Annotated in this window: 18 protein-coding genes and 1 pseudogene; 4 read left to right on the top strand and 15 right to left on the bottom strand. The window is 63.3% G+C overall.

What is annotated here, in order from left to right; all coding sequences use genetic code 11:
* The first annotated feature begins 99 nt into the window (after positions 1-99).
* Positions 100-429 (top strand): cupin domain-containing protein, encoded by a 330-nt coding sequence (locus tag AAGW05_RS14610; RefSeq protein ID WP_411805283.1) that lies wholly within the window; start codon positions 100-102, stop codon positions 427-429.
* A gap of 4 nt (positions 430-433) precedes the next feature.
* Here the strand turns inward: AAGW05_RS14610 and AAGW05_RS14605 are convergent, their stop codons facing one another.
* Together AAGW05_RS14605 and AAGW05_RS14600 are read right to left on the bottom strand one after the other, a co-directional pair.
* Positions 434-949, bottom strand: a complete 516-nt coding sequence (locus AAGW05_RS14605; RefSeq protein ID WP_411805281.1) for an 8-oxo-dGTP diphosphatase — start codon at positions 947-949, stop codon at positions 434-436.
* A gap of 95 nt (positions 950-1,044) precedes the next feature.
* A complete protein-coding gene (locus AAGW05_RS14600) occupies positions 1,045-1,530 on the bottom strand; it encodes a nucleoside deaminase (RefSeq protein ID WP_411805280.1) in 486 nt (161 codons plus the stop codon).
* Between the two features lie 295 nt (positions 1,531-1,825).
* On the opposite strand from AAGW05_RS14600, the gene AAGW05_RS14595 reads away from it, so the two are divergent.
* Genes AAGW05_RS14595 through xdhC form a run of 3 tightly spaced genes read left to right on the top strand, consistent with a single transcriptional unit; the run spans position 1,826 to position 6,545 of the window.
* Positions 1,826-3,328, top strand: a complete 1,503-nt coding sequence (locus AAGW05_RS14595; RefSeq protein WP_411805279.1) for a xanthine dehydrogenase small subunit — start codon at positions 1,826-1,828, stop codon at positions 3,326-3,328.
* Complete coding sequence (xdhB, locus tag AAGW05_RS14590; protein ID WP_411805278.1) at positions 3,325-5,721, top strand: xanthine dehydrogenase molybdopterin binding subunit; 2,397 nt, start codon at positions 3,325-3,327, stop codon at positions 5,719-5,721. Before AAGW05_RS14595 ends, xdhB begins: the two co-directional genes overlap by 4 nt.
* Before the next feature lie 8 nt (positions 5,722-5,729).
* Positions 5,730-6,545: a xanthine dehydrogenase accessory protein XdhC gene (xdhC, locus tag AAGW05_RS14585; protein WP_411805277.1), complete on the top strand. Its 816-nt coding sequence runs from the start codon at positions 5,730-5,732 to the stop codon at positions 6,543-6,545.
* A 457-nt stretch (positions 6,546-7,002) separates the two neighbouring features.
* Here the strand turns inward: xdhC and AAGW05_RS14580 are convergent, their stop codons facing one another.
* The 13 genes and pseudogenes from AAGW05_RS14580 to AAGW05_RS14520 form a co-directional block, all read right to left on the bottom strand.
* On the bottom strand, positions 7,003-7,149 hold the full coding sequence (locus AAGW05_RS14580; protein ID WP_411805276.1) for a hypothetical protein: 147 nt from the start codon (positions 7,147-7,149) through the stop codon (positions 7,003-7,005).
* Positions 7,150-7,371: 222 nt separating this feature from the next.
* On the bottom strand, positions 7,372-8,769 hold the full coding sequence (locus AAGW05_RS14575) for an alanine racemase (protein ID WP_411805275.1): 1,398 nt from the start codon (positions 8,767-8,769) through the stop codon (positions 7,372-7,374).
* A 511-nt stretch (positions 8,770-9,280) separates the two neighbouring features.
* Positions 9,281-9,448: pseudogene (locus AAGW05_RS14570) on the bottom strand (sulfurtransferase); the annotation flags it as partial.
* 147 nt (positions 9,449-9,595) lie between these two features.
* Positions 9,596-10,570, bottom strand: coding sequence for a site-specific tyrosine recombinase XerD (gene xerD / locus AAGW05_RS14565; protein ID WP_411805274.1), 975 nt, complete (start codon positions 10,568-10,570; stop codon positions 9,596-9,598).
* Positions 10,567-11,256 carry an NUDIX domain-containing protein gene (locus tag AAGW05_RS14560; RefSeq protein ID WP_411805273.1) on the bottom strand — a complete coding sequence of 230 codons (690 nt, stop codon included), beginning with the start codon at positions 11,254-11,256 and terminating at the stop codon, positions 10,567-10,569. Before AAGW05_RS14560 ends, xerD begins: the two co-directional genes overlap by 4 nt.
* Positions 11,257-12,963: a CTP synthase gene (locus AAGW05_RS14555; RefSeq protein ID WP_411805272.1), complete on the bottom strand. Its 1,707-nt coding sequence runs from the start codon at positions 12,961-12,963 to the stop codon at positions 11,257-11,259.
* Positions 12,964-13,022: 59 nt separating this feature from the next.
* A complete protein-coding gene (gene recN, locus AAGW05_RS14550; RefSeq protein ID WP_411805271.1) occupies positions 13,023-14,750 on the bottom strand; it encodes a DNA repair protein RecN in 1,728 nt (575 codons plus the stop codon).
* Positions 14,747-15,823, bottom strand: coding sequence for an NAD kinase (locus AAGW05_RS14545; protein ID WP_411805270.1), 1,077 nt, complete (start codon positions 15,821-15,823; stop codon positions 14,747-14,749). Before AAGW05_RS14545 ends, recN begins: the two co-directional genes overlap by 4 nt.
* Positions 15,824-15,892: 69 nt before the next feature.
* Positions 15,893-16,699, bottom strand: coding sequence for a TlyA family RNA methyltransferase (locus AAGW05_RS14540; protein WP_411805269.1), 807 nt, complete (start codon positions 16,697-16,699; stop codon positions 15,893-15,895).
* Positions 16,696-16,929: a hypothetical protein gene (locus AAGW05_RS14535; RefSeq protein ID WP_411805268.1), complete on the bottom strand. Its 234-nt coding sequence runs from the start codon at positions 16,927-16,929 to the stop codon at positions 16,696-16,698. Before AAGW05_RS14535 ends, AAGW05_RS14540 begins: the two co-directional genes overlap by 4 nt.
* Positions 16,926-17,936, bottom strand: coding sequence for an HAD-IIA family hydrolase (locus AAGW05_RS14530; RefSeq protein ID WP_411805267.1), 1,011 nt, complete (start codon positions 17,934-17,936; stop codon positions 16,926-16,928). The genes AAGW05_RS14535 and AAGW05_RS14530 overlap by 4 nt, the downstream gene beginning before the upstream one ends.
* Positions 17,926-20,184, bottom strand: coding sequence for a hypothetical protein (locus tag AAGW05_RS14525; protein WP_411805266.1), 2,259 nt, complete (start codon positions 20,182-20,184; stop codon positions 17,926-17,928). Before AAGW05_RS14525 ends, AAGW05_RS14530 begins: the two co-directional genes overlap by 11 nt.
* Before the next feature lie 105 nt (positions 20,185-20,289).
* Positions 20,290-20,778 carry an SRPBCC domain-containing protein gene (locus tag AAGW05_RS14520; RefSeq protein WP_411805265.1) on the bottom strand — a complete coding sequence of 163 codons (489 nt, stop codon included), beginning with the start codon at positions 20,776-20,778 and terminating at the stop codon, positions 20,290-20,292.
* Positions 20,779-20,988: the final 210 nt, after the last annotated feature.

The raw sequence follows: 20,988 nt of genomic DNA, 5'->3' as shown, positions 1-20,988 counted from the left end.
GCGTTTATCCACGCAACGACGCCATGATGTTGCAGATCACCCAAGGGGCGGTACTGTGAAGGGGTCTTACGCCCCAACGATCGGTTTACAAGGAGCATCGTGGAAAAATCATCCCTGACAGCACTGGCCCGCGAACTCATGGCTTCGGCCAAGACGAAGAACAGCGGCCGCAGCTCACGCACCGTTTATGGCGGACATGAGCGGACCCTGCGCCAGACAGTCGTGGCGCTCACGGCCGGCTCCTCGCTAGATGAACATGACAACCCCGGTGAAGCAACGGTCCAGGTACTCGCCGGCCGCATCATCTTGAAATCCGGGGATGTGGCGTGGGAAGGTTCTCCCGGCGACCACCTGGTGGTGCCGCTGGCCCGCCACAGTGTCGACGCCGTCGTGGATTCGGCATTTCTGTTGACAGTCGCCAAGCCCTAGCCGTTTAGCTGCCCCTGGGTTCCCCTGGCAGGCGCCGCAGCGGTGGCGTGTGCGTGCTTGAAGCGACCGTTTCGTTGTCGTCGTTGAGGACCACGCGCCAGTGTCCCCTTTCGCCGGAGAGGAACGCCGGGAGCCAGTGGATCGCGTCGGCCCACATCTGCGCGTGCGGCAGCTGGTCCACGGGGTACCACTGGGGCGCAATCTCGGAGCTTTCCACGGCGTCACCGGAGAATTTGCGGCACAGGAAAACAGTGGTGAACATGTCCCAGGCGGGCTTGACTGGAAACACGAATTCCACGGTACCGGCCGGGACCAGGTCCATGGGGCCGATGGTGATGCTGGTTTCCTCGGCAACCTCGCGGCAGATGGCCGCCACAACGCTTTCCCCCGGCTCGACGTGCCCGCCGATGCCGACAACCTTGCCAACGCCCACACCGGTCTTCTTCAGGCCCAGCAGCACCTCTTCACTGCTTTGGCCCTCACGAAGCAGGAAACACAGGGTTACATCAGCAGCAGTCATGACGAAAGCTTATGCCTTAGACCGTCAGCCTCGGCAATGCGGGCCCCGGAATTACTGGTGGGCCGCAGGGACCAGCGGCCTTGCCGCCTTGTGAGTTAGTAGGCAATCCGGCTGATGTTCGTGCGCCATTGATCGAACGGATCCACCGCATTGCCGACCGCTGGCGCCACTTTCGCGACAGGCATCAAGGCGCGGTCATTCCCGGCGTCGAAATACTCGTAAAAGAGTGCGTCGTCGAAGCCAGCATCCGCCGCGTCGTGGCGGCTGGCCGCGAAGTAGATCTGGCTGATCCTGGCCCACAGGGAGGAGGACAAACACATGGGGCAGGGCTCACAGCTGGTGTAGAGCGTTGCCCCGGACAAATCGAAACTGCCAACGCCCTGACACGCATTGCGGATGGCTGACACTTCGGCATGGGCAGTGGGGTCCAAGGTGGCCGTCACCCTGTTCAAACCCCTAAATTCACGGCCGTCTGCCGTGACGACAATCGCGCCAAAAGGTCCACCGTTGTTGAGCACGTTGGTCGTGGCCAGCTCAACGGCTCTAGCTAAATAGTGTTCTGGTCGTTGTGGCGCATCCATGGGACGGCTCCTGTGTTGTTCAGTGCCGGGCCCGCAGGGTCCGCCACCATGTGCTGGCTCAACGATTGCCGGGCCAGAGTCATCCAACGGGCCACTGCGGCCGCGTGAGACGAGACTAACAACCCCTTCGTGCCATGACAATGCTGCGCGTTGAACGTTACCCGGGTTCGCTGAACCCAGCCGCATACGCCGGGCACCTCCGGCACGGGAGCCTGGCAGGCATGTAGGCTCGGTGGTTGAGGAACTGCTTGCTGCAAGAACTTGCCTGCTACGACAAAGAAGTTGGAGCATCACCATGATCAATCCCCTGCCCGTGCGGGGCACGGAGCCAGCCTTCACCATCAACTCCGTCGTGCGGCACTTCGGACCGGCGGCTTCGCACACCACTGCCCTTGATTGGTTGCGCAGCAATGGTCTCACCGGGGCCAAGGAGGGCTGCGCCGAGGGGGAATGCGGTGCTTGTGCCATCATGGTGGCCCAGACGGACAGGAAGGGTGGAACGAGCTGGGCTGCCGTCAACTCTTGCCTGGTGCCCATGGCTTCCTTGGACGGCCAGGAACTGGTCACGGCCGAAGGCCTGGGTTCGGCGGAAGCACTGCACCCGGTCCAGGAAGCCATGGCCGCAGCGGGTGGATCCCAATGCGGTTACTGCACCCCGGGGTTTGTGTGCAGCATGGCCTCGGAGTTTTATCGTGAGGGACGCTCACCGGTTCCGGAAGGGGTAACTCATGAAGAGGTAACTCGTGGGGAAGCACCATGCCAGCATCCAGGCTTCTTAGCCAATGGATTTGATCTCCACTCCCTGAGCGGCAACCTGTGCCGTTGCACCGGTTACCGGCCCATCCGCGACGCGGCCTACTCGCTGGGAAACGCCGGCGACGACGCGTTCTCCCGCAGGCGATACGCGCCTGCACCTCAGTTCCCCAACACCGTGCTGAGGCGAACAGACGGGGTCTTTGTTCGTGCCACTACCCTGCATCAGGCGCTCACCCTTTTGGCTGACAACCCCGAGGCAGTCCTTGTCGCTGGAAGTACAGACTGGGGTGTTGAGGTTAACCTCCGTGCCAGGCGTGCACCACTTGTCATCGCGATCGACCGTATAACTGAACTTGATGAGATCACCGTGGGTGAAACGGAGATTGAGATTGGCGCCGCCACACCGTTGTCTGAAATTGAACGCGTGCTCGGTGATCGTGTGCCGCTGCTGGGACAGTTCATCCCCCAATTCGCCTCACGGCTGATCCGCAACCGGGCGACCCTGGGCGGGAACCTTGGAACTGGATCCCCCATCGGTGACAGTCCCCCAGCCCTCCTGGCCTTGGACGCCCTTGTTGTCCTCGCGTCCACGAGCGGTGATCGGGTACTTCCCTTGTCGGAGTACTTCACCGGCTACCGCAGCACGGTGAAGGAACCGCATGAACTCATCAAATCAGTCCGGATCCCGCTACCGCTCGCCAATGTCAGCGCATTTCACAAGATCACCAAGCGCCGCTTTGACGATATTGCCAGCGTTGCCGTTGCCTTCAGCTTGCACATCCAGGACGGCGCCATCCGCCAGGCACGCATCGGCCTTGGCGGGGTCGCCGCCACCCCCCTGCGGGCCCGCGCAACCGAAGAGCTCCTTACCGGGCAGCCCTGGAACGCCGAAACCGTCTGCCGGGCCGCGGCTACGCTCGGCGCCGAGGGATCCCCGATGGATGACCACAGGGCTAGCGCACGCTACCGTTCCCTGATGCTGTCAAATGCTCTCATTAAGCTGCACGCTCAGATCAGTTCACCCCCGGAGGCCTCCTCATGAGCCATCTTTCTCAGCGCCCCGCTTCCCCGGCAGTTGGCAGGCCAGAACCCCACGAAAGTGCCCGGCTCCACGCCACCGGTCAGGCCCTGTACACAGATGACTTATCCGCACGCACACCCCATGTACTCACGGCCTGGCCCGTGCAGTCTCCACACGCGCATGCCCTGGTCCGCTCCATCAGCACCGAGGCGGCCCTCGCCCTCCCGAAGGTGCTCAGGGTCCTCACTGCAGAGGACGTTCCGGGCATCAATGACTGCGGCGTCAAGGACGATGAGCCGCTGTTCCCGTCCGAGGCCATGTTCCACGGACACGCTGTGGCATGGGTTCTGGCCGAAGACCAGGAAGCGGCCAGGGCCGGCGCAGCCGCCGTCAAAGTTGACTACCAAGTGCTGCCTTCCCTGGTCACTGTAGCGGACGCCATCGCCGCAGGGTCCTTTCAGGGACTACCTAAAACGGTCAGCCGCGGGGACGTCGATGCCGGGCTCGCCAGCGCCCACACGGTGTTTTCCGGTGTCACCGAATTCTCCGGCCAAGAACACTTCTATCTTGAAACGCAGGCGGCGTTGGCCACCGTGGATGAAGGCGGTCAAGTGTTCGTCCAAAGCAGCACACAGCATCCCTCAGAAGCGCAGGAAATCCTGGCCCATGTGCTGGCTCGTCCGTACCACGAGATCACCGTGCAAAGTCTGCGCATGGGAGGCGGCTTCGGCGGCAAGGAAATGCAATCCCACGGGTTTGCTGCCATTGCGGCCCTTGGGACGCTGCTGACAGGGCGCCCCGTCCGCGTGCGACTAAACCGCACCCTCGACATGACCATGACGGGGAAACGGCACGGCTTCCACACCTCCTGGGACGCCGGCTTTTCCTCCGACGGAACCCTGCTGGCCCTGAAAGCCCAGCTCACATCCGATGGCGGCTGGTGCCTTGACCTCTCTGAGGCGGTTCTGGCGCGGGCCCTGTGTCACGTAGACAACGCCTATTTCATAGAGCATGTGGAGCTCCGGGGTCGGGTCGGAAAAACCAATAAAACCTCGCAAACTGCATTCCGTGGTTTTGGCGGACCCCAAGGGATGCTGCTGATCGAGGACATCTTGGGCAGAAGCGCACCACTACTGGGCCTGGCGCCCGAGGAACTACGACGAAAAAACTTCTACCGAGAGGGGCAAAACACCCCCTACGGCATGCCCGTCCGACATGCCGATCGGATCACCACCATTTGGGAACAGGTGCTTCAGCGCAGCGACTTCGCTGAACGCCGCCGGGAGATCGACCGCTTCAACGCGGCACATGCCCATCAAAAACGCGGCCTGGCCATCACCCCGGTCAAGTTTGGGATCTCCTTTAATTTAGTGGCCTTCAACCAGGCCGGCGCCCTGGTGCACGTGTACAAGGACGGCTCAGTGCTGATCAACCACGGCGGGACGGAAATGGGGCAGGGCCTGCACACGAAAATGCTTCAGGTTGCGGCCACAGCGCTGGGCGTCCCGCTTCACACCGTCAGGCTTGCCCCGACCCGCACAGACAAGGTACCCAATACCTCCGCCACTGCGGCAAGTTCAGGGTCGGATCTCAATGGCGGGGCCGTCAAGAACGCCTGTGAACAAATTCGCGACAGGATGGCGGCAGTGGCCGGCGGTATGCTGGGCGCTTCTGCCGGGGACGTGCGTTTTGCCAATGGTGAGGTTACCGCCTTGGGCGTCCTGGAGCGGAGTTGTACTTTTGCCGAGGTCGCCATCAAGGCCTACCTGCAGCGGGTCCAACTATGGGCCGCCGGTTTCTATCGGACAGAAGGTTTGCATTGGAACCCGCAGACCATGCAGGGGGAACCTTTCAAATACTTTGCCTGCGGTGCGGCCGTGGCCGAAGTGGAACTTGACAGGTTCACCGGCAATTACACCCAACGCCGGGTAGACATTGTCCATGACGCAGGGGACTCCCTGTCCCCGATGATCGACATTGGCCAGATTGAAGGCGGCTATGTCCAAGGAGTGGGCTGGTTGACCCTGGAGGATTTGCGCTGGGACGAGGGGACCGGGCCAAACCGCGGCCGGCTCCTGACCTCATCAGCAAGCACCTACAAACTTCCCAGCTTCTCGGAAATGCCTGAAGTATTCAACGTGCATCTGTTGGAGCATGCCGCGGAGGAAGGCGCCGTTTATGGTTCCAAGGCTGTGGGCGAACCGCCCATAATGTTGGCATTTAGTGCCCGGGAAGCAATCCGTGACGCGATTGGCGCCTTTGGCCCTGCCGGGCGCAGCGTCACCCTTGCCTCTCCGGCAACACCGGAAGCGGTTTTCTGGGCCATCGAAGAGTCCCTTCAGGCAGCGGCATTCGCCGATGGCACCCTTGGCCAGGAAACTGTCTCGCCTGTGCCAAGCACGCTGGGTCAGTAGGCACCTGCGTGGACTGGTTGGAGGCAATACTTCGCCTACGCGAGCTGAATGAAGCGGCCGTCGTGGTGACCCTGGTGCAGGCGCGCGGACATTCACCCCGGGATGCCGGGGCCAAAATGGCGGTTTCCGCCACCGGGTTATGGGGAAGTGTGGGCGGGGGAAACTTCGAGGCGGAGGTAGTCGACCGTGCACGGGAACTTCTTTCCTCCGGCTACACCTCGACGGAGCTGATGAACTTCGCGCTCAATGACAAGGTGGTGACAAGCCATGGTGTGCAATGCTGCGGAGGTGAAGTGAGCGTGTTACTGGAGGTGCTGCCCGCCAGGCGGACTGTGGCGATCTTTGGAATGGGCCATGTAGGCTACGAGATCGCCCATATTCTGGCCAGGCTTCCCGTGAATCTTGTACTTGCCGATTCCCGCCAGGACGCTGTGACCGCGGAAAGGATGCATCCGCTGACACAGGGACAGGCCAGCGTAAGCGCACATCACGCCCCGGCTCCCGAGGTGGTGCTGCAGGGACTCCCCCCGGGAGCCACCATTTTGGTGCTGACGCATGACCATGCCGAGGACCTCATTCTCTGCGACGCCGCGTTGCGGTCCCAACCGTCCTACATTGGGCTGATCGGTTCCCGCAGTAAATGGCAGCGGTTCCGCAAAAGGCTGCAGGAGGAGGGACACGACGACGGACAGATCGGCAGGATCACCTGCCCCATCGGACTTCCCGCGATCACCGGCAAGGACCCGGCAAGCATTGCCATTGGGGTCGCCGCGGATCTGAGCAGCCGCTGGGGCAACGTCCAATGCACGGGCAACGCCTCGTGACGCGCCCAGTGACTCGCCCCAATGACTCGATTTTTCTGGGTCCTGCCGCATTTTCATCATCGTGGGTACAAAACAGTACAAGTCACGAACTACGACGATGGCCCGGGCAGTGTAACCCGGGCCACGGTGTCGTTGTTGTTTATGGGGAGGTGAGGGTTCCTTCTGGGGTAGGGCGCAGCCCTCACGGACTAGACCGCGTTCAACAAGCTTGAGCCGTGCGGCGGGGCGCCCGGTGAGAAGGTGCCCAATCGCCTCGATACTGAGCAGGCGCAATTCGCCGCTGTAGGGGCCCGAGAAGCGCGGGAACGTGCCCCACGCGCGGGGGTGTGGCGACGCCGTGGCAGCGCCCTGTCGATCAGAGCCAACAGTTGCGGCGCATGAAAACCTCCGAACTCAGCAACGACGGAGCACAACTGTGCCAATTCCCCCGTTGCCGCATCCACACCCGGCGTGTCCGTCAGCCCGGAGGGCGCCCTGCGGAGTCAGGGCACGCAGCAGCCGTGGCTATGCCCTCATCGAGCCGGTCGAGGCATTCCCACCCCGTGCGCCACGGGAAGGCGAAGCCCTCAGGGTTGTCGTTCCAGCCGGCAATCCTTTTCCGCACACAGCGAGCGTAACGTCGTCGATCGGCGCATACGACAGTCCATCCTGGCCCAGCAACGCTGCGGGGACACCCTGACTAAGCTTGGCGTAATGCAACGGATTCACCGGCAGCTGCAGGTCCGAGTGGGCGTGCATGTCAATGAATCCCGGGCTCGGCACTGCCGTCCACGACGGTGGCGTTGATGATGACGGTCTGCACTGCGGTGTTCTCGCGTGCCACAGCTTAGAAGAACGTGTGGATGAGATCCACAACCTGGTAGCCGGTGCCGGGGCTTCCCGGATTGGCCGTGCTGGCCAGTACGGGAATGAGCGTCCACTTGTCAAAGGCCGTGCAGGGGTGCGAGAGACCGAGACGGACCACATCACCAATGTTCACAGTTGTTGTGGCGGGGTCAAAGCGCAGGAAGCAGTGTTGATCGTTGACTGCACTGATGGACGCACCGGCAAGGGCGACCATCGATCCTCCGAGTTCCGAACCCAGAAACTGCGGTTCAGGCATCCCCTCGTCCACGGGCATGTCCCGCTTGCCCGCGTCAAGGATGGCCAGGCCGGGCTCAGGCTGGGAAACAACGCGGGCCCAGGCGTGCATTGCCGAGGCAAAGGGCGGCTGGCCTGCTGTGGCCTGACCACCACGGGCGAACGGGGATATGTCGCGGTAGAATCCGTCATCGTGGACCATGTAGGCGCCGCTGCGGATGATGACATCGACTCGTTCTCCACCGGCACTACCGCCCGCCTCATCGCCCTGGGTGCCGTCCGAAACGCAGCCTGCAAGAACTGACACAACATCATCAAAATAGGCGCTTCCTCCGGCAGTGACGATCCGGTCAACACCGGGGGCGTAAAGCTCTTCCGCAAGTATCTGTTCGTGGAGGCCTTTCAGTGCCGAGAGGTATCCATCCACAGTGGCCAGTGCCCCGGCGTCGGCCGTGTGGGCCAGGGAGCCTTCATAGCCGCCGACACCAACAAGACGCAGATGTTTGGAGGCATGGACTGCACGGGCAACCTCAAGGGCCCCGGAGATGCTTCGAACACCGGTGCGGCCGCCTTCACCGCCCAGTTCAACAATGATGTCAAGGACGGAGCCGGGGACTGCGTCAAGAACAAGTTCCTGCAGGGCCACGGTCTGCAACGAGTCAACCCAGGAGACCACGAAGAAATCCGGACCCTGGGTGTTGGCCAGCCAGTTTATGGCCTGCGGATCGGTCAGGCTGTTAGCCAGCATGACCCGGCGGACCCCAAAGGCGTGAGCCACACGCAGCTGGGAGACATTGGCCAGCGTGATGCCCCAGGCGCCACCGTCAAGCTGGGCGCGCCACATCTGCGGGGCCATGGTCGTTTTGCCATGCGGGGCCAGCAGCACGCCTTTCTCAGCGCACCAACGGGCCATGCGCTCAACATTGGAGTCCATGGCCGCCGCATCGAGGGTCAGTAACGGTGTTTGCAGATCACCCAAAGAAACGCCTGATGCCACATAGTCTGCGGCGCTGCGGCCGTGGGAAGCCGCCGGAACCGACTTGTATTTCCACCCGAGTTCCACCAAACCCAGGCCGTCCACTCGGACGGAGTTGATGCCAGAGTTTTCCGCACCGCCCAATGACCGTGTTGTTGTGCTGCCCATCGTCGTTTCCCTTCACACGCCAGACATCCAGCCCCGTTGCTTATTTTCCAACCCTTGTCGCATGCTTATCAAGGGCATCGTCAACATGGTCTTTATTCGCCAGTCATAGCGGCAATATGATTTCGGTCAAAGTCAGGCTGGCGTGCAGCACATTCCACCCAGTTCGGCGTTGCGGGCACTAGGTGCCAATGCCGTCCCTGGCCGCTTAGCCTCCAGCCGTGGGCGTGGCCGCCGGGCGTGCAGAAGCTCACTGGGTGGAACCAGGCGGCGCCGCCTGCACGCCCGCACCTGGCCGAACTCGAGCTGGTACATGAACAAGGCTGAGCGCACGACAGGCGTGACCATGAATCGTGGGTGCGCTGCATCGCTGCCCCGTCAGGGATGCCAGCGGCGCCGCGGTGGGAGCGCCCTCATTCTCAATTCCCGTCTTTCCACTCGAAGAGTGAGAAAACTATCGTCCAGACTCGCCGCACCTTGGAAAAGATCACGGAAAACGTTCCCAGCGGCCAGCTCACCTCTTGCACGACGGCAGGCCGTTGCGCGCCCAGTACTCGATTCCGCCGGTCATTTCCCTGACAGGGTAGCCGAGCTCGGCGAACGCCAGAGCTGCAAAGGTGCTGCCGTTGCAGCCCGGCCCCCACGAATACACCACGACGGGAGTGCCTGCGGGAATCAGGACTGCGCCCTGTGCAGGGATGCGCGCCGTAGCTGCGTTCATCGTCCCAGCGCAGCCCCGTGACTATGCACATCACGCCCTCATTCGGCGTCATTTCACCGAAATGAGGGCGTGATGTGCGAAGTCGCGGACGAAGAGGCAGGGTTTGAGTCAGCCAAGGGCCCGCGGGTGCGCCGCGGCATACACCTCACGCAGCGTTTCGGCCGTGACTAGCGTGTACACCTGGGTGGTGGTGACCGAGGCGTGGCCGAGCAGTTCCTGGACCACACGGACGTCGGCGCCGCCCTCAAGCAGGTGCGTGGCGAAGGAATGGCGCAGCGTGTGCGGGGAAACCTCGGCCTCAATGCCGGCGCGTTCAGCCACGGTCTTCAGGATGGTCCACGCGCTCTGCCGGCTGATCCGCCCGCCCCGTGCGTTCAGGAACAGGGCAGGCGTCCCCTTGCCCTTGGCAACCAGCGCAGGCCGGCCGCGGACCAAATAGGACTCGAGTGCGCGCAGCGCGTAGGAGCCGATGGGAACAATGCGCTCCTTGGAGCCCTTGCCAAAGAGCCGGACGAGGGAGGGGCCGTCCTTCGAATCGTCGGGCAGCACGAGGTCGTCAACGTCCAGGCCCACTCCTTCGCTGATGCGCGCGCCGGTGGAATACAGGAATTCGAGCATGGCCGCATCACGGAGCCCTGTGGGGGTGTCCGAACCTGACGCTTCAAGGATCGCCGACACGTCATGGACGCTGATGGCCTTGGGCAGCCGGCGCCCGGCCTGCGGCGGATGCACGTCGGCGGCAGGATCCGCGTCGCTGACACCTTCCAGGGCCCAAAACTTGTGCAGCCCACGCACGGCCACAATGGTGCGGGCGGCGGAACGGAGGCCAAGGGCCGAGCCCCCGTCGGCACCATCGGCGAGGCCCTGCGCAAACTGGCTGACGTGGTGGCGGCTGATGCCAGCAGGCTCAACCACCCCTGCCGCCGTCAGGAACTTTTCGTAGCGACGCAGGTCGCGGGTGTAGGCCTGCAAGGTGTTGACGGCCAGCCCGCGCTCCACGCCCATGTGCAGCAGGTAGTCCTGGATGCCGCGGCCAATCCGGGTGGTTGTTGCAGCGGCGGGACTGGTGCCGGTGGCTGTCACCGGGGGCGGTGGGCCGGGTGTTCCGGCCAGGGGGCGTTTCCCGGGCGCAGCGTTGCGAATCCTGTGCGCACAGCCTGCGCGGCGGCAAGGATGCCCACGACGGCGGACGGGTTGTGGATGTGGCCAGCCAGGACGGCGTCGGCTGCTTCATCCAGGTCAACCCAAGCGAACGCTATTTCGGCTTCTTCCTCGGTCCGCACGTGGCGTTCGTCCTCGGGGACCATCGAGATCTGCCGAGCAAGATAGATCCGGATGGCTTCACTTGACGAGCCGGGGGAATTGAAAAAGTCTGTCAGGACATGCCACTGCCCAGCAATGAGGTCGGCCTCCTCCGCCAGTTCGCGGGCGGCGCCCACAACGAAATCCTCGCCCGCGATGTCCAGCAGGCCGGCCGGGATTTCCCACAGGTTCATCTGGACGGGGTGGCGGTATTGGCGTAGCAGGAGAACCTGGTTGCGCTCGTTCATGACAACCACTGCCACTGCCCCGGGATGGTCAATGTAATCCCGGGTCAGCGGCGCGGCGTCAGGAGTCAGTGAGAACGTGTCTGAGACAACGTTCCAGATACGGCCTTGGTACACCGTGGACCGGGAATGCAGGGCCCTGCGGCTGTCCTCGTCGGCTACGAAAGCCTGCGGTTCGGCGGCGGGCAGCGTCCCGGTCCGCGATGCACCAAGGTCGTCCACTTATACCTCCAGCAGGCGTGTGGCGTTCTGGCGCTCAAGTGCTGCAGCGACCAGGCCGGCAAAGAGCGGGTGCGGCCTGGTGGGACGCGAGCTCAGTTCCGGGTGTGCCTGGGTGGAGACGTAATACGGGTGGACTTCGCGGGGAAGTTCAACATACTCGACCAGCTTGCCGTCGGGCGAGGTGCCGGAGAAGACCAGGCCTGCCTCGGCGATCTGCGCCCGGTACTTGTTGTTCACCTCGTAGCGGTGGCGGTGTCGCTCGGACACATCGGTGCTGCCGTAGGTCTGCGCAACGACAGAGCCTTCGGTCAGCACTGCCGGGTACAGGCCAAGGCGCATGGTGCCGCCAAGGTCGCCCTTGCCGTCAACGATGTCCTGCTGCTCTTCCATGGTGGCGATGACGGGGTAGGTCGGGTTGTCGTCGAACTCCGAAGAAGACGCACCTTCCAGGCCCACCACGTTGCGTGCGTATTCGATGACCATTGACTGCAGGCCAAGGCAAAGACCCAGGGTGGGGATCTTGTTTTCGCGGGCGAACTTCAGGGCGCCCAGCTTGCCTTCGAGTCCACGGATGCCGAAGCCGCCGGGTACGCAGATGGCGTCAATGTCGGCAAGGGCCGTCCTGGCGCCTTCTTCGGTGGCGCAGTCGTCCGAGGGGACCCAGCGGATCTTGACCTTGGTGGCGTTGGCGAAGCCACCGGCACGCAGGGCCTCTGTGACCGAAAGGTAGGCGTCAGGCAGGTCGATGTACTTGCCGACCAGTGCAACCTCAATGTGGTGTGCGGGGTTGTGCACAACTTCCAGGAGCTTGTCCCACTTGGTCCAGTCGACGTCCTTGAAGGACAAGTCGAGGGAGCGCACGATGTAGGAGTCAAGGCCCTGGGCGTGCAGGGTCTTGGGGATGTCGTAAATGCTGGCGGCATCAGGGCAGCCGATCACAGCTTCCACGTCGACGTCGCAGGCACGGCCGATCTTTGCGTGCATGGCGTCGGGCAGGACCCGGTCTGAGCGCAGGATCAGGGCGTCGGGCTGGATGCCCAGCGAACGCAGCGCGGCAACTGAGTGCTGCGTTGGCTTGGTCTTCAGCTCCTGCGACGGGCCGATGTACGGCACCAGCGAAACATGCGCGAAGAACACGTTGTTGCGGCCAATGTCCTGGCGGACCTGGCGTGCCGACTCAAGGAACGGCTGAGACTCGATGTCGCCCACCGTGCCACCGATTTCGGTGATGATGACATCGGGTGCATTCTTGCCTTCGGCAGGCAGACGCATGCGGCGCTTGATTTCATCGGTGATGTGCGGGATGACCTGCACGGTGTCGCCCAGGTACTCGCCGCGGCGTTCCTTGGCGATGACAGTTGAGTACACCTGACCGGTGGTGACGTTGGCTGAGCCTTCAAGATTTTCATCGAGGAAGCGCTCGTAGTGCCCAATGTCCAGGTCCGTTTCGGCGCCGTCGTCGGTGACGAAGACCTCGCCGTGTTGGAAGGGATTCATGGTCCCTGGATCCACATTGAGGTAGGGATCGAGCTTTTGCATTGTGACCGAGAGGCCGCGTGCGCGGAGCAGGTGACCGAGGCTTGAAGCCGTCAGACCCTTACCGAGCGAGGACGCGACACCGCCGGTGACGAAGATGTGTTTGGTCGTCTTGGACTGACCACTGAACCGGGAATTTGATCGTTGAACCACGGAATTCGAGCCTATCATCTAATGAGCCAATAATCTCTAGTAGCCGGCACCCCAATTGTGCACAACTCCTTGGGTGCCTACCTGACGGGACGCACAGCCTGGGCCAACAATTCCTTGGCGTGGGCCTGCGCCGTCGCTGAATCCTCCTGCCCTGCAAGCATTCGGGCCAGTTCAACAACTCGTTCCTCATAGGTCAAAAGCCGCACATTGCTGGTGGTGATTCCTGTTGAGTTTTTGCTCACAGAACTCTTCGTGACAAGGATGTGCTGATCGGCGAAGGCCGCCACCTGGGGCAGGTGCGTCACCACAAGGACCTGCACGTGTTCGGCCAGCATGGCCAGCCGGCGGCCGATCTCAACGGCTGCCTTGCCACCCACGCCAGAGTCAACTTCATCGAAAACGAAGGTTGGGACGGGGTCGACGGCGGCCAGCACCACTTCCAGCGCCAGCATGACACGGGAGAGCTCACCGCCGGATGCGCCCTTGCCCAACGGACGCGGCAGGGCTCCGGCGTGGGGTGCCAGCAGGAAGGAGATGTCGTCCTCGCCGTGGATGCTGCGCTCCGCCGGCGTCATCTCAATGACAAGTCTCGCATCCGGCATGGCCAGGGCCTTCAATTCGGCACTGACGGCCTTGGAGAGTTTGTCGGCTGCGGTCCTGCGCAATGCGGTCAGTGCGGCCGCCAGCACGCCCAGCTCGGCCAATGACGCCGCTTCCTCAGCCTCGAGTGACTCGATCCGCCCCGAGTCATCGCTCAGTTCGGTCAACCTCAGGCGGGCTGCGTCGGCCCATTCGATGACCTCGTCGATGCTCGGCGCATATTTGCGCACCAGGACAGCCAGTTCCCCGCGGCGGTCCTCCACCTCCGCGAGCCGGCCGGGCCCTTCCGAATCCAGGGACGTGGCGTAGCTGGCAAGGTCCCTGGCTATGTCGGCGAGCAGATAGCCCACCTCGGAGAGCCGCTTGCTGGTTTGCGTCAGCTCCTCGTCGGCGTCGGCAACGCTTTCCACGAGGCGCTTGGCCGTGTCGACAAGGCCCGCGGCGTCAATGCCGTCGCCGTAGTCTTCGGCGCTGAGTGCCTCGTGGGCGCCCAGCGTTGCCTTGCGCAGTTCCTCGACGTTGCCGAGCTTTACGGCCTGGGCCTTGAGGAGTTCGTCCTCGGCGGGCAGCGGGTCGACGGCGTCGATCTCGGCCAGCGCAGTGGTCAGCGCGTCTGCCTCGCGCAGGCGTTCCCTGCTGGCCGAGCGCAACTGCGCAAGCTCGGCCTGGACTGCACGCCACCGCTCAAAAACGCCCCTGTAGCTTGTCACCTTGCCGGTGAATCCCTTGTTCGCCTCGGCGGCAAACTTGTCAAGGGCGACGCGTTGGGCCGACGGGTTCTTCAGCCTGATCTGGTCAGACTGGCCGTGCACCGCCACGAGCGCCTCGCCCAGCTCGTTGAGCACGCCGATCGGGACGCTGCGTCCGCCGAGGTGGGCCCTGCTGCGGCCGTCGGCGTTGACTGTGCGAGCCAGAATCAGCTGGGCGCCGTCGTCGAACTCGTCAATGCCTGCCCCGGCCTCCAGGGCGCGCAGCAGCGCCGGATGACCGGCGGGCAGGGTCAGGGTTGCCTCCGCCGAGGCGCTCTTGGCACCGTTGCGCACCGCGCCGGCGTCGGCCCTGTTGCCCAAAAGCAGTCCGACGGCGGTCACCACCATGGTCTTTCCGGCACCGGTCTCGCCGCTGACCACGCTCAGGCCCGGGCCCAGCGGCAGGGTTGATTCGGAAATGACACCCAGGTCCCGAATACGTATTTCTTCGATCATTTGCTGTCCTCCCCGTAAAAGCCTGTGGTGCCGGAGTAATAGCTTTCCTGCGGCGGGATGGTCAGGTCTGGGACTTGCGGGATGGGGCCCGTGGGCGGCCCCTCCAAGGCGGTTTTTGGTGTGCGTGTCCTGATGATGGGCAACTGCGTGGTGGGCGTTGGCGATTCCTCCACCGACGGTCCGCGCCAACCCTGCACCGGCAACTCAAATTTACGGACCAAGCGTTCGGAAAAAGGTGACTGCTGGGTCCGGGCGAGCTTGACCGGCTTGTCGGAACGGGTCACTTCGATGCGGGAACCGGGCAGCAGGTCCACCGTGCGGCGTCCGTCGCACCAGATCACGCCATACGCGCCGTTGCGGGAGAGCACTTCGACAGCCATAGTCGATGAGGGGGCCACGACGAGGGGCTTGGCGAAGAGGGCGTGGGCGCTGATGGGGACCATGAGAAGTGCCTCGACGCCTGGCCACACCACGGGGCCACCGGCGGAAAACGCGTAGGCAGTGGATCCGGTGGGGGTTGCCATGACGACGCCGTCACAGCCGAACGAGGTCAGGGGGCGGCCGTCGACTTCTGTGACAACCTCGATCATGCGTTCGCGGTTGCCTTTTTCCAAGGCGACCTCGTTCAGCGCCCACGTGTGGGCCACGATCTTCCCGGCTACCTTGACGATGACATCAAGGCACATGCGTTCCTCGACCGAGTACTTGCGCTCCACGACGGCCGCGACAGTCTGGATGAGTTCCTCGCGTTCACTTTCCGCCAGGAATCCAACATGGCCCAAGTTCACGCCAAGCAGGGGGACGTCATAGTCGCGGACAATTTCGGCCGCGCGCAGGATGGTGCCGTCCCCGCCAAGGACCATGACGAGTTCAATCTCTGCCAGCGTGACGTCCCTGTCAAGGATTTCCATATTCACGCCGGAGACACCCAGGTAGCCCGTCATATCGGCCAGTTCCTCGGCATACATGACGGGGACGATGTTGTTTGCATGAAGCTCAACGCACGCCTCGAGGGCGGCAAGCATCGACTCTTCGCGGCCGGTGTGGGCCAGAATCAAGACGCGCCGTGTCATGTGCAGTTCCTCTTCATTTCGTGGCAGTCCCGCCGGAGAAGGACATCATGGCAGGACGGGCGGGCAAGCCTACGGCCAGAGTTGCGCCAACAACGCCTCGACAGCGACGTCCTGTTCTTCGATCTTAGGCGCAGGCCCTGACACTGCTCGCGAGGCCAGCAGAAAATACTCAACGTTTCCCTCTTGGCCTGGCAAGGAACTGGTGCCGATGCCTTCCAAGACCAGGCCATTGGCGACGGCGGAACGGGCAACGAAGGCGACTGCCCGGCGTCGTTCATTCTCACTACTGACGACGCCGGTACGCGCCAGATTAGCCTTGCCCACCTCAAATTGTGGTTTCACCATGAGCAGCAGTTCGCCACCGACTTTGGTGGCAAGCGTCAAGGGTGCCATGACCTTGGTCAGTGAGATGAAGGAAAGGTCACAGACGGTCAGATCCGCCGGGCCGCCAATGTCTTCCACGTTCATGTAGCGGATGTTCAGGCCCTCATAGACTTCAACCCGGGGATCGTTGCGCAGCGAATCGACGAGCTGGTCGTGGCCCACGTCCACCGCTGCCACACTTGCGGCACCTTTGCGCAGCAGGACATCGGTGAAGCCGCCTGTGGAGGCTCCTGCATCGAAGCAGCGCTTACCCGCAACACTGACCTGAGAGAAGTGCGCCAGTGCCCCTGCGAGCTTGTGCCCGGCCCGGGAAACATAGTCCTCTTCATTGCCGTCCAGAACGGACAGCTCCATGTCAGCAGTAATGATTTGTGAGGCTTTCAGGGCGGGGCTGCCAGCAACCGTAACCCGTCCGGCCTTAATGAACGTTGCAGCAACTGTGCGGGAGCGGGCCAGGCCGCGGTTCACGAGTTCGGCGTCGAGGCGGGTCATGATGTGGCTCCCTGATTCTGGGCTGCGGGGGTGGGCGCGGTGTGCATGGCAGCGCTTTGCATGGCGGCGCTGGGGTCTGCATCCAATTCGCGCTCCAAACCCTGCAGTACGTGTGTGTAGTGGTCTTTGTGTTCGCTGGCGGGCAGCTGTGCCGCCTGGGCTGCCTGTGCAATGAGCGCGTCGACGGCAGGATCACCAGTGGACCCTGCCGCCTGCTTTTGCCAGCTCACGCTGTGCGCCCTGTCCATTCCAGGAGCGGGTTGGTGGCCTGATCCGCAGAAGGAGCAGCCGCCCACCATGCGGCGCAGGCTGCACGCCAGGCATCGGTGTCGGTAGCTGTGCCGGAGATCTGCACTTTGCGCGCCCCCGCGTTGCCGGTGATAACGGTTGCGGCAGCGGCACCACAGCGCACGGTTGCGCCGTCGAGCACTACGGCCGGATACGGTGCGTAGAGCTCAGCCAGCGTGTCAATGATGAAATCGGGGCGCTCCGCCGTGCAGGCACGAAGCGCGGTTTCCCCGGAATCGACGCCTGTCAGCACCAAAGCAGTTGCCATTCCTGCCTTGTTGCCGCCGAGAATGTCAGTGTCAAGACGGTCGCCAACCACCAACGCGGCCGAGGCCCCCAGCCGCGTCGCGGCCGTGTGGAACAGCGGAGATTCGGGTTTGCCGGCGACCAACGGATCATGTCCGACGGCGGCACGCACCGCAGCGACTAGGGTCCCGTTACCCGGGGCGATGCCGCGGTCCCGGGGAATGGTCATGTCGGTGTTCGTGGCAATCCAGAGCGCGCCAGCATTGATGGCGTAGGCGGCCTCGGCGAGGTCCGCCCAGCCAAGCGTTGGCTCAAAGCCCTGGATGACGGCGTCAGGAATGTCGGTGGCGCTTTCAACCACCGTCATGCCTAAGGCCTGGACCTCCTGGGCAAGGGCGTGGCTGCCTGTGACAAGCACCTTGGAGCCGGCAGGGACTTTTTGTGCAAGCAGGGCAGCGCCCGCTTGGGCGGAACTGACAACCTGTTCGTCAGCTGCCGGAGCTCCCAAGTCGCGCAGATGAGCGGCGACCTGCGCCGGCGTACGTGAGGCATTGTTCGTCACGTACGCCAGCTTGACGTTGGCACCAGCGAGGCCGATCAAGGCCTCGATGGCACCGGGTATGGCGTTTGGACCGGCGTATACAACGCCGTCCAAATCAGCCAATACCGCGTCAAATCCAGTCAGCAAGGAATTAGCTGTCATGCTTGTTGGGCTCGTAGGATTCCTCGTCTTCGGTGGCGTCGTCATCTGCTTCGTCAGCGCTGTCGTCATCGGACTCGGCGTCGTCGGACTCAAAGTAGGAAGACTCGGCGTCGTCCACGTTGGGTGCGTCTTCCTGCTCATCATCAGCATCAGCCGAGGTGAGCTCGGCAGCTGCCAGAGTATCGGCGTCGTTCATCACGGGTGCAACCGGGGCAGCCATGACATCCGAAACACGGACGCGAGGGGCATCCAGCGGGATGTCCTCGTCGTCGCCCAGGTCCATGATGATCTGGTCGGTGCCTTCGTCGATGCCCAATGCTTCCTCGGCAACCAAGGCCTGGCGTTCCCAGGTCTTGGCCTCGTCCTTGCGGCCCGCTGCGCGCAGGACCATGCCGTAGGCACGGAACAGGCGCGGGCTGAAGGAGAACGCGCGGTTGATGTCCAGCTGCGGGATCTCGAGTGCCGACAGTGCGGCCTCCATCTCGCCGAGGTCACCGCGGGCACCGGATTCAACAATGGCCAACTCAACCTTGCCGGCGGTGTCCAGTGTCTGGGCATCCTCGGACTGGATCAGGTCCAGGGCACGGTCGGGACGGCCCAAACCGCGCTCACAGTCAGCCATCAGGGGCAGGTGCGCGTTGGAACCGCTGATACGGCGGAAGGTGCGCAGTTCGCGCAGGGCTTCGCCGTACTTGCCGGCAGCGTATGCCGTCATGGCCACAGCTTCACGGACACAGGCGAGACGGCCGCCGCGGCGGCTAGCAGCCAGTGCGTGCTCGAAGGCCAGCTCAGGAACGAAGTCGATCAAACGACCGGCCATGACCAAGTGCTTGGAGACCCATTCATTGTTGCGGGAATCCAGGATGCGCAACTGGGCGCGGGTCACCTTGTCCAACTCTTCGCCCGTTACATCCGGATCAATTTCCGGTGAACGGTCGCGGTCGGGGCGGTTGGAGCTGCGCAAATCGCCTGCATTGCGCTCCGGTGCCGTGCGGGGGCCGCGGTCTTCGCGGGCACCGTGGCTTGGACGGTCTCCACCTGAGCGGGCCGGACGGTCATCACGGTTGCCGTAGGCGGGGCGATCGTTGCCGCGTGCGGGACGGTCACCGTAAGGACGGTCTCCACCTGAGCGTGCCGGACGGTCATCGCGGTTGCCGTAGGCGGGGCGATCGTTGCTGCGTGCGGGACGGTCACCGTAAGGACGGTCTCCACCTGAGCGTGCCGGACGGTCATCGCGGTTGCCGTATGCGGGGCGATCGTTGCTGCGTGCGGGACGGTCACCGTAAGGACGGTCTCCACCTGAGCGTGCCGGACGGTCATCGCGGTTGCCGTATGCGGGGCGGTCACCGGAAGGACGGCTGTCGCGGTTGCCGTATGCGGGGCGGCTGTCGCGGTCGCCGTATGAGGGGCGATCGTTGCTGCGCGCGGGACGGTCACCGTAAGGACGGTCTCCACCTGAGCGTGCGGGACGGTCATCGCGGTTGCCGTAGGAGGGGCGGTCGCCGGAAGGACGGCCACCCTGGCCACCGCGGTTGTCGCGGTCGCCGTATGAGGGGCGATCGTTGCTGCGCGCGGGACGGTCACCGTAAGGACGGTCTCCACCTGAGCGTGTGGGACGGTCATCGCGGTTGCCGTAGGAGGGGCGGTCGCCGCCCGAGCGGGCCGGACGGTCGTCACGGTTGCCGTATGAGGGGCGATCGTTGCTGCGCGCGGGACGGTCACCGTAAGGACGGTCTCCACCTGAGCGTGCGGGACGATCGTCGCGGTTGCCATATGCGGGGCGGTCGCCGGAGGGACGGCCACCCTGGCCACCGCGGTTGTCACGGTCACCATATGAGGGGCGATCATTGCTGCGTGCGGGACGATCGTCGCGGTTGCCATAGGCAGGACGGTTGTCACGCTCGCCAAAGGGCTTGCGATCTTCACGGCGTCCGTTGACCATGGGCCGATCTGCGCTGCGGTTGTCGCGGTCACCGTATGACGGGCGGTCGCCGCCCGAGCGGGCCGGACGGTCGTCACGGTTGCCGTATGAGGGGCGGTCGCCGGAAGGACGGCCTCCCTGGCCACCGCGGTTGTCGCGGTCACCGTAGGAGGCGCGATCGTTGCTACGCGCCGGACGGTCACCGTAAGGACGCGCCGGCTGGCGGTCGTTTGTTGGGGGTCGGTCACCGTAAGGGCGGCCGCTGCTGCCGTTGTTGGCGTTTCCGCGAGAATTGTCCTCGCGCTTTCCTTCGTAATGCTCAGCCATGCCGACTCCTAAACCTTCGAGCGCACTAACTGGCACAGTAACAGCCGCTCTTCACTATTGATGATCTCCGAAAAAATCTCTGGACCAACTGGTCCATCTACCATTCTAGTCGAGCTTCGACGCCCCACCCATGAATCTGGCGTATCTGGACAAGATGAGTGGCCAATCACAAACAAACGACTCGTCCGAAGCATCATCGCTGGCATCTACGCGCAAAAAACCAACGCGGACGCGTGTCATGCCATTTTCAACAGGCTCAAAGTGAATTTCGACGTCGGACCCACCATGTAGGTCTTGGCCCAGGGTCCAGTGAAGTTTGATGAATTCGGGAGACTCCCACTCCAAGACATCCGCCCAGACCATTTCTTCGCCGTCTTCGGCTTCCTCGACCAAATGGTCCCGCAAAAGAGCAGCATGGCTCCCATCGCCGAAGACGCTTTGCTCGGCGACGGGCCACCAGAGATGCACAGCATCCGTGAAGCCATCGAAGGCCTGATCGATCGGAACATCGAGGACAACTGACGATTCAGTGGCCTCCGAAGTTCGAGGGGCCACATAGTCGGGTTCGTGTGCGTGGGAAAAAAGACTAGGCATTGACCCACCTTACTTCTCCAACAGCGTCAGGGCCCCCATCTGCGTGTGAATCATTGCAAGCATTGGATTCATCACACAATTTCCCCGGCTTGAGCCACGAGCGCCGGGACAGCCGGCCAGATAAGCTTCAGCGCTGTGAATGCCCTGCCAAAGAACCGGGCCCTCGCTTAAACAGCTGTGGCCGCCTGGGGGCGGCCGTGTGGGGTGGTG

This window comes from Arthrobacter sp. LAPM80 (assembly GCF_046736435.1).
Lineage (GTDB): Bacteria > Actinomycetota > Actinomycetes > Actinomycetales > Micrococcaceae > Specibacter.
The sequence above is the reverse complement of the archived record's forward strand: the minus strand, read 5'-3'. Positions and strand labels throughout refer to the sequence as shown.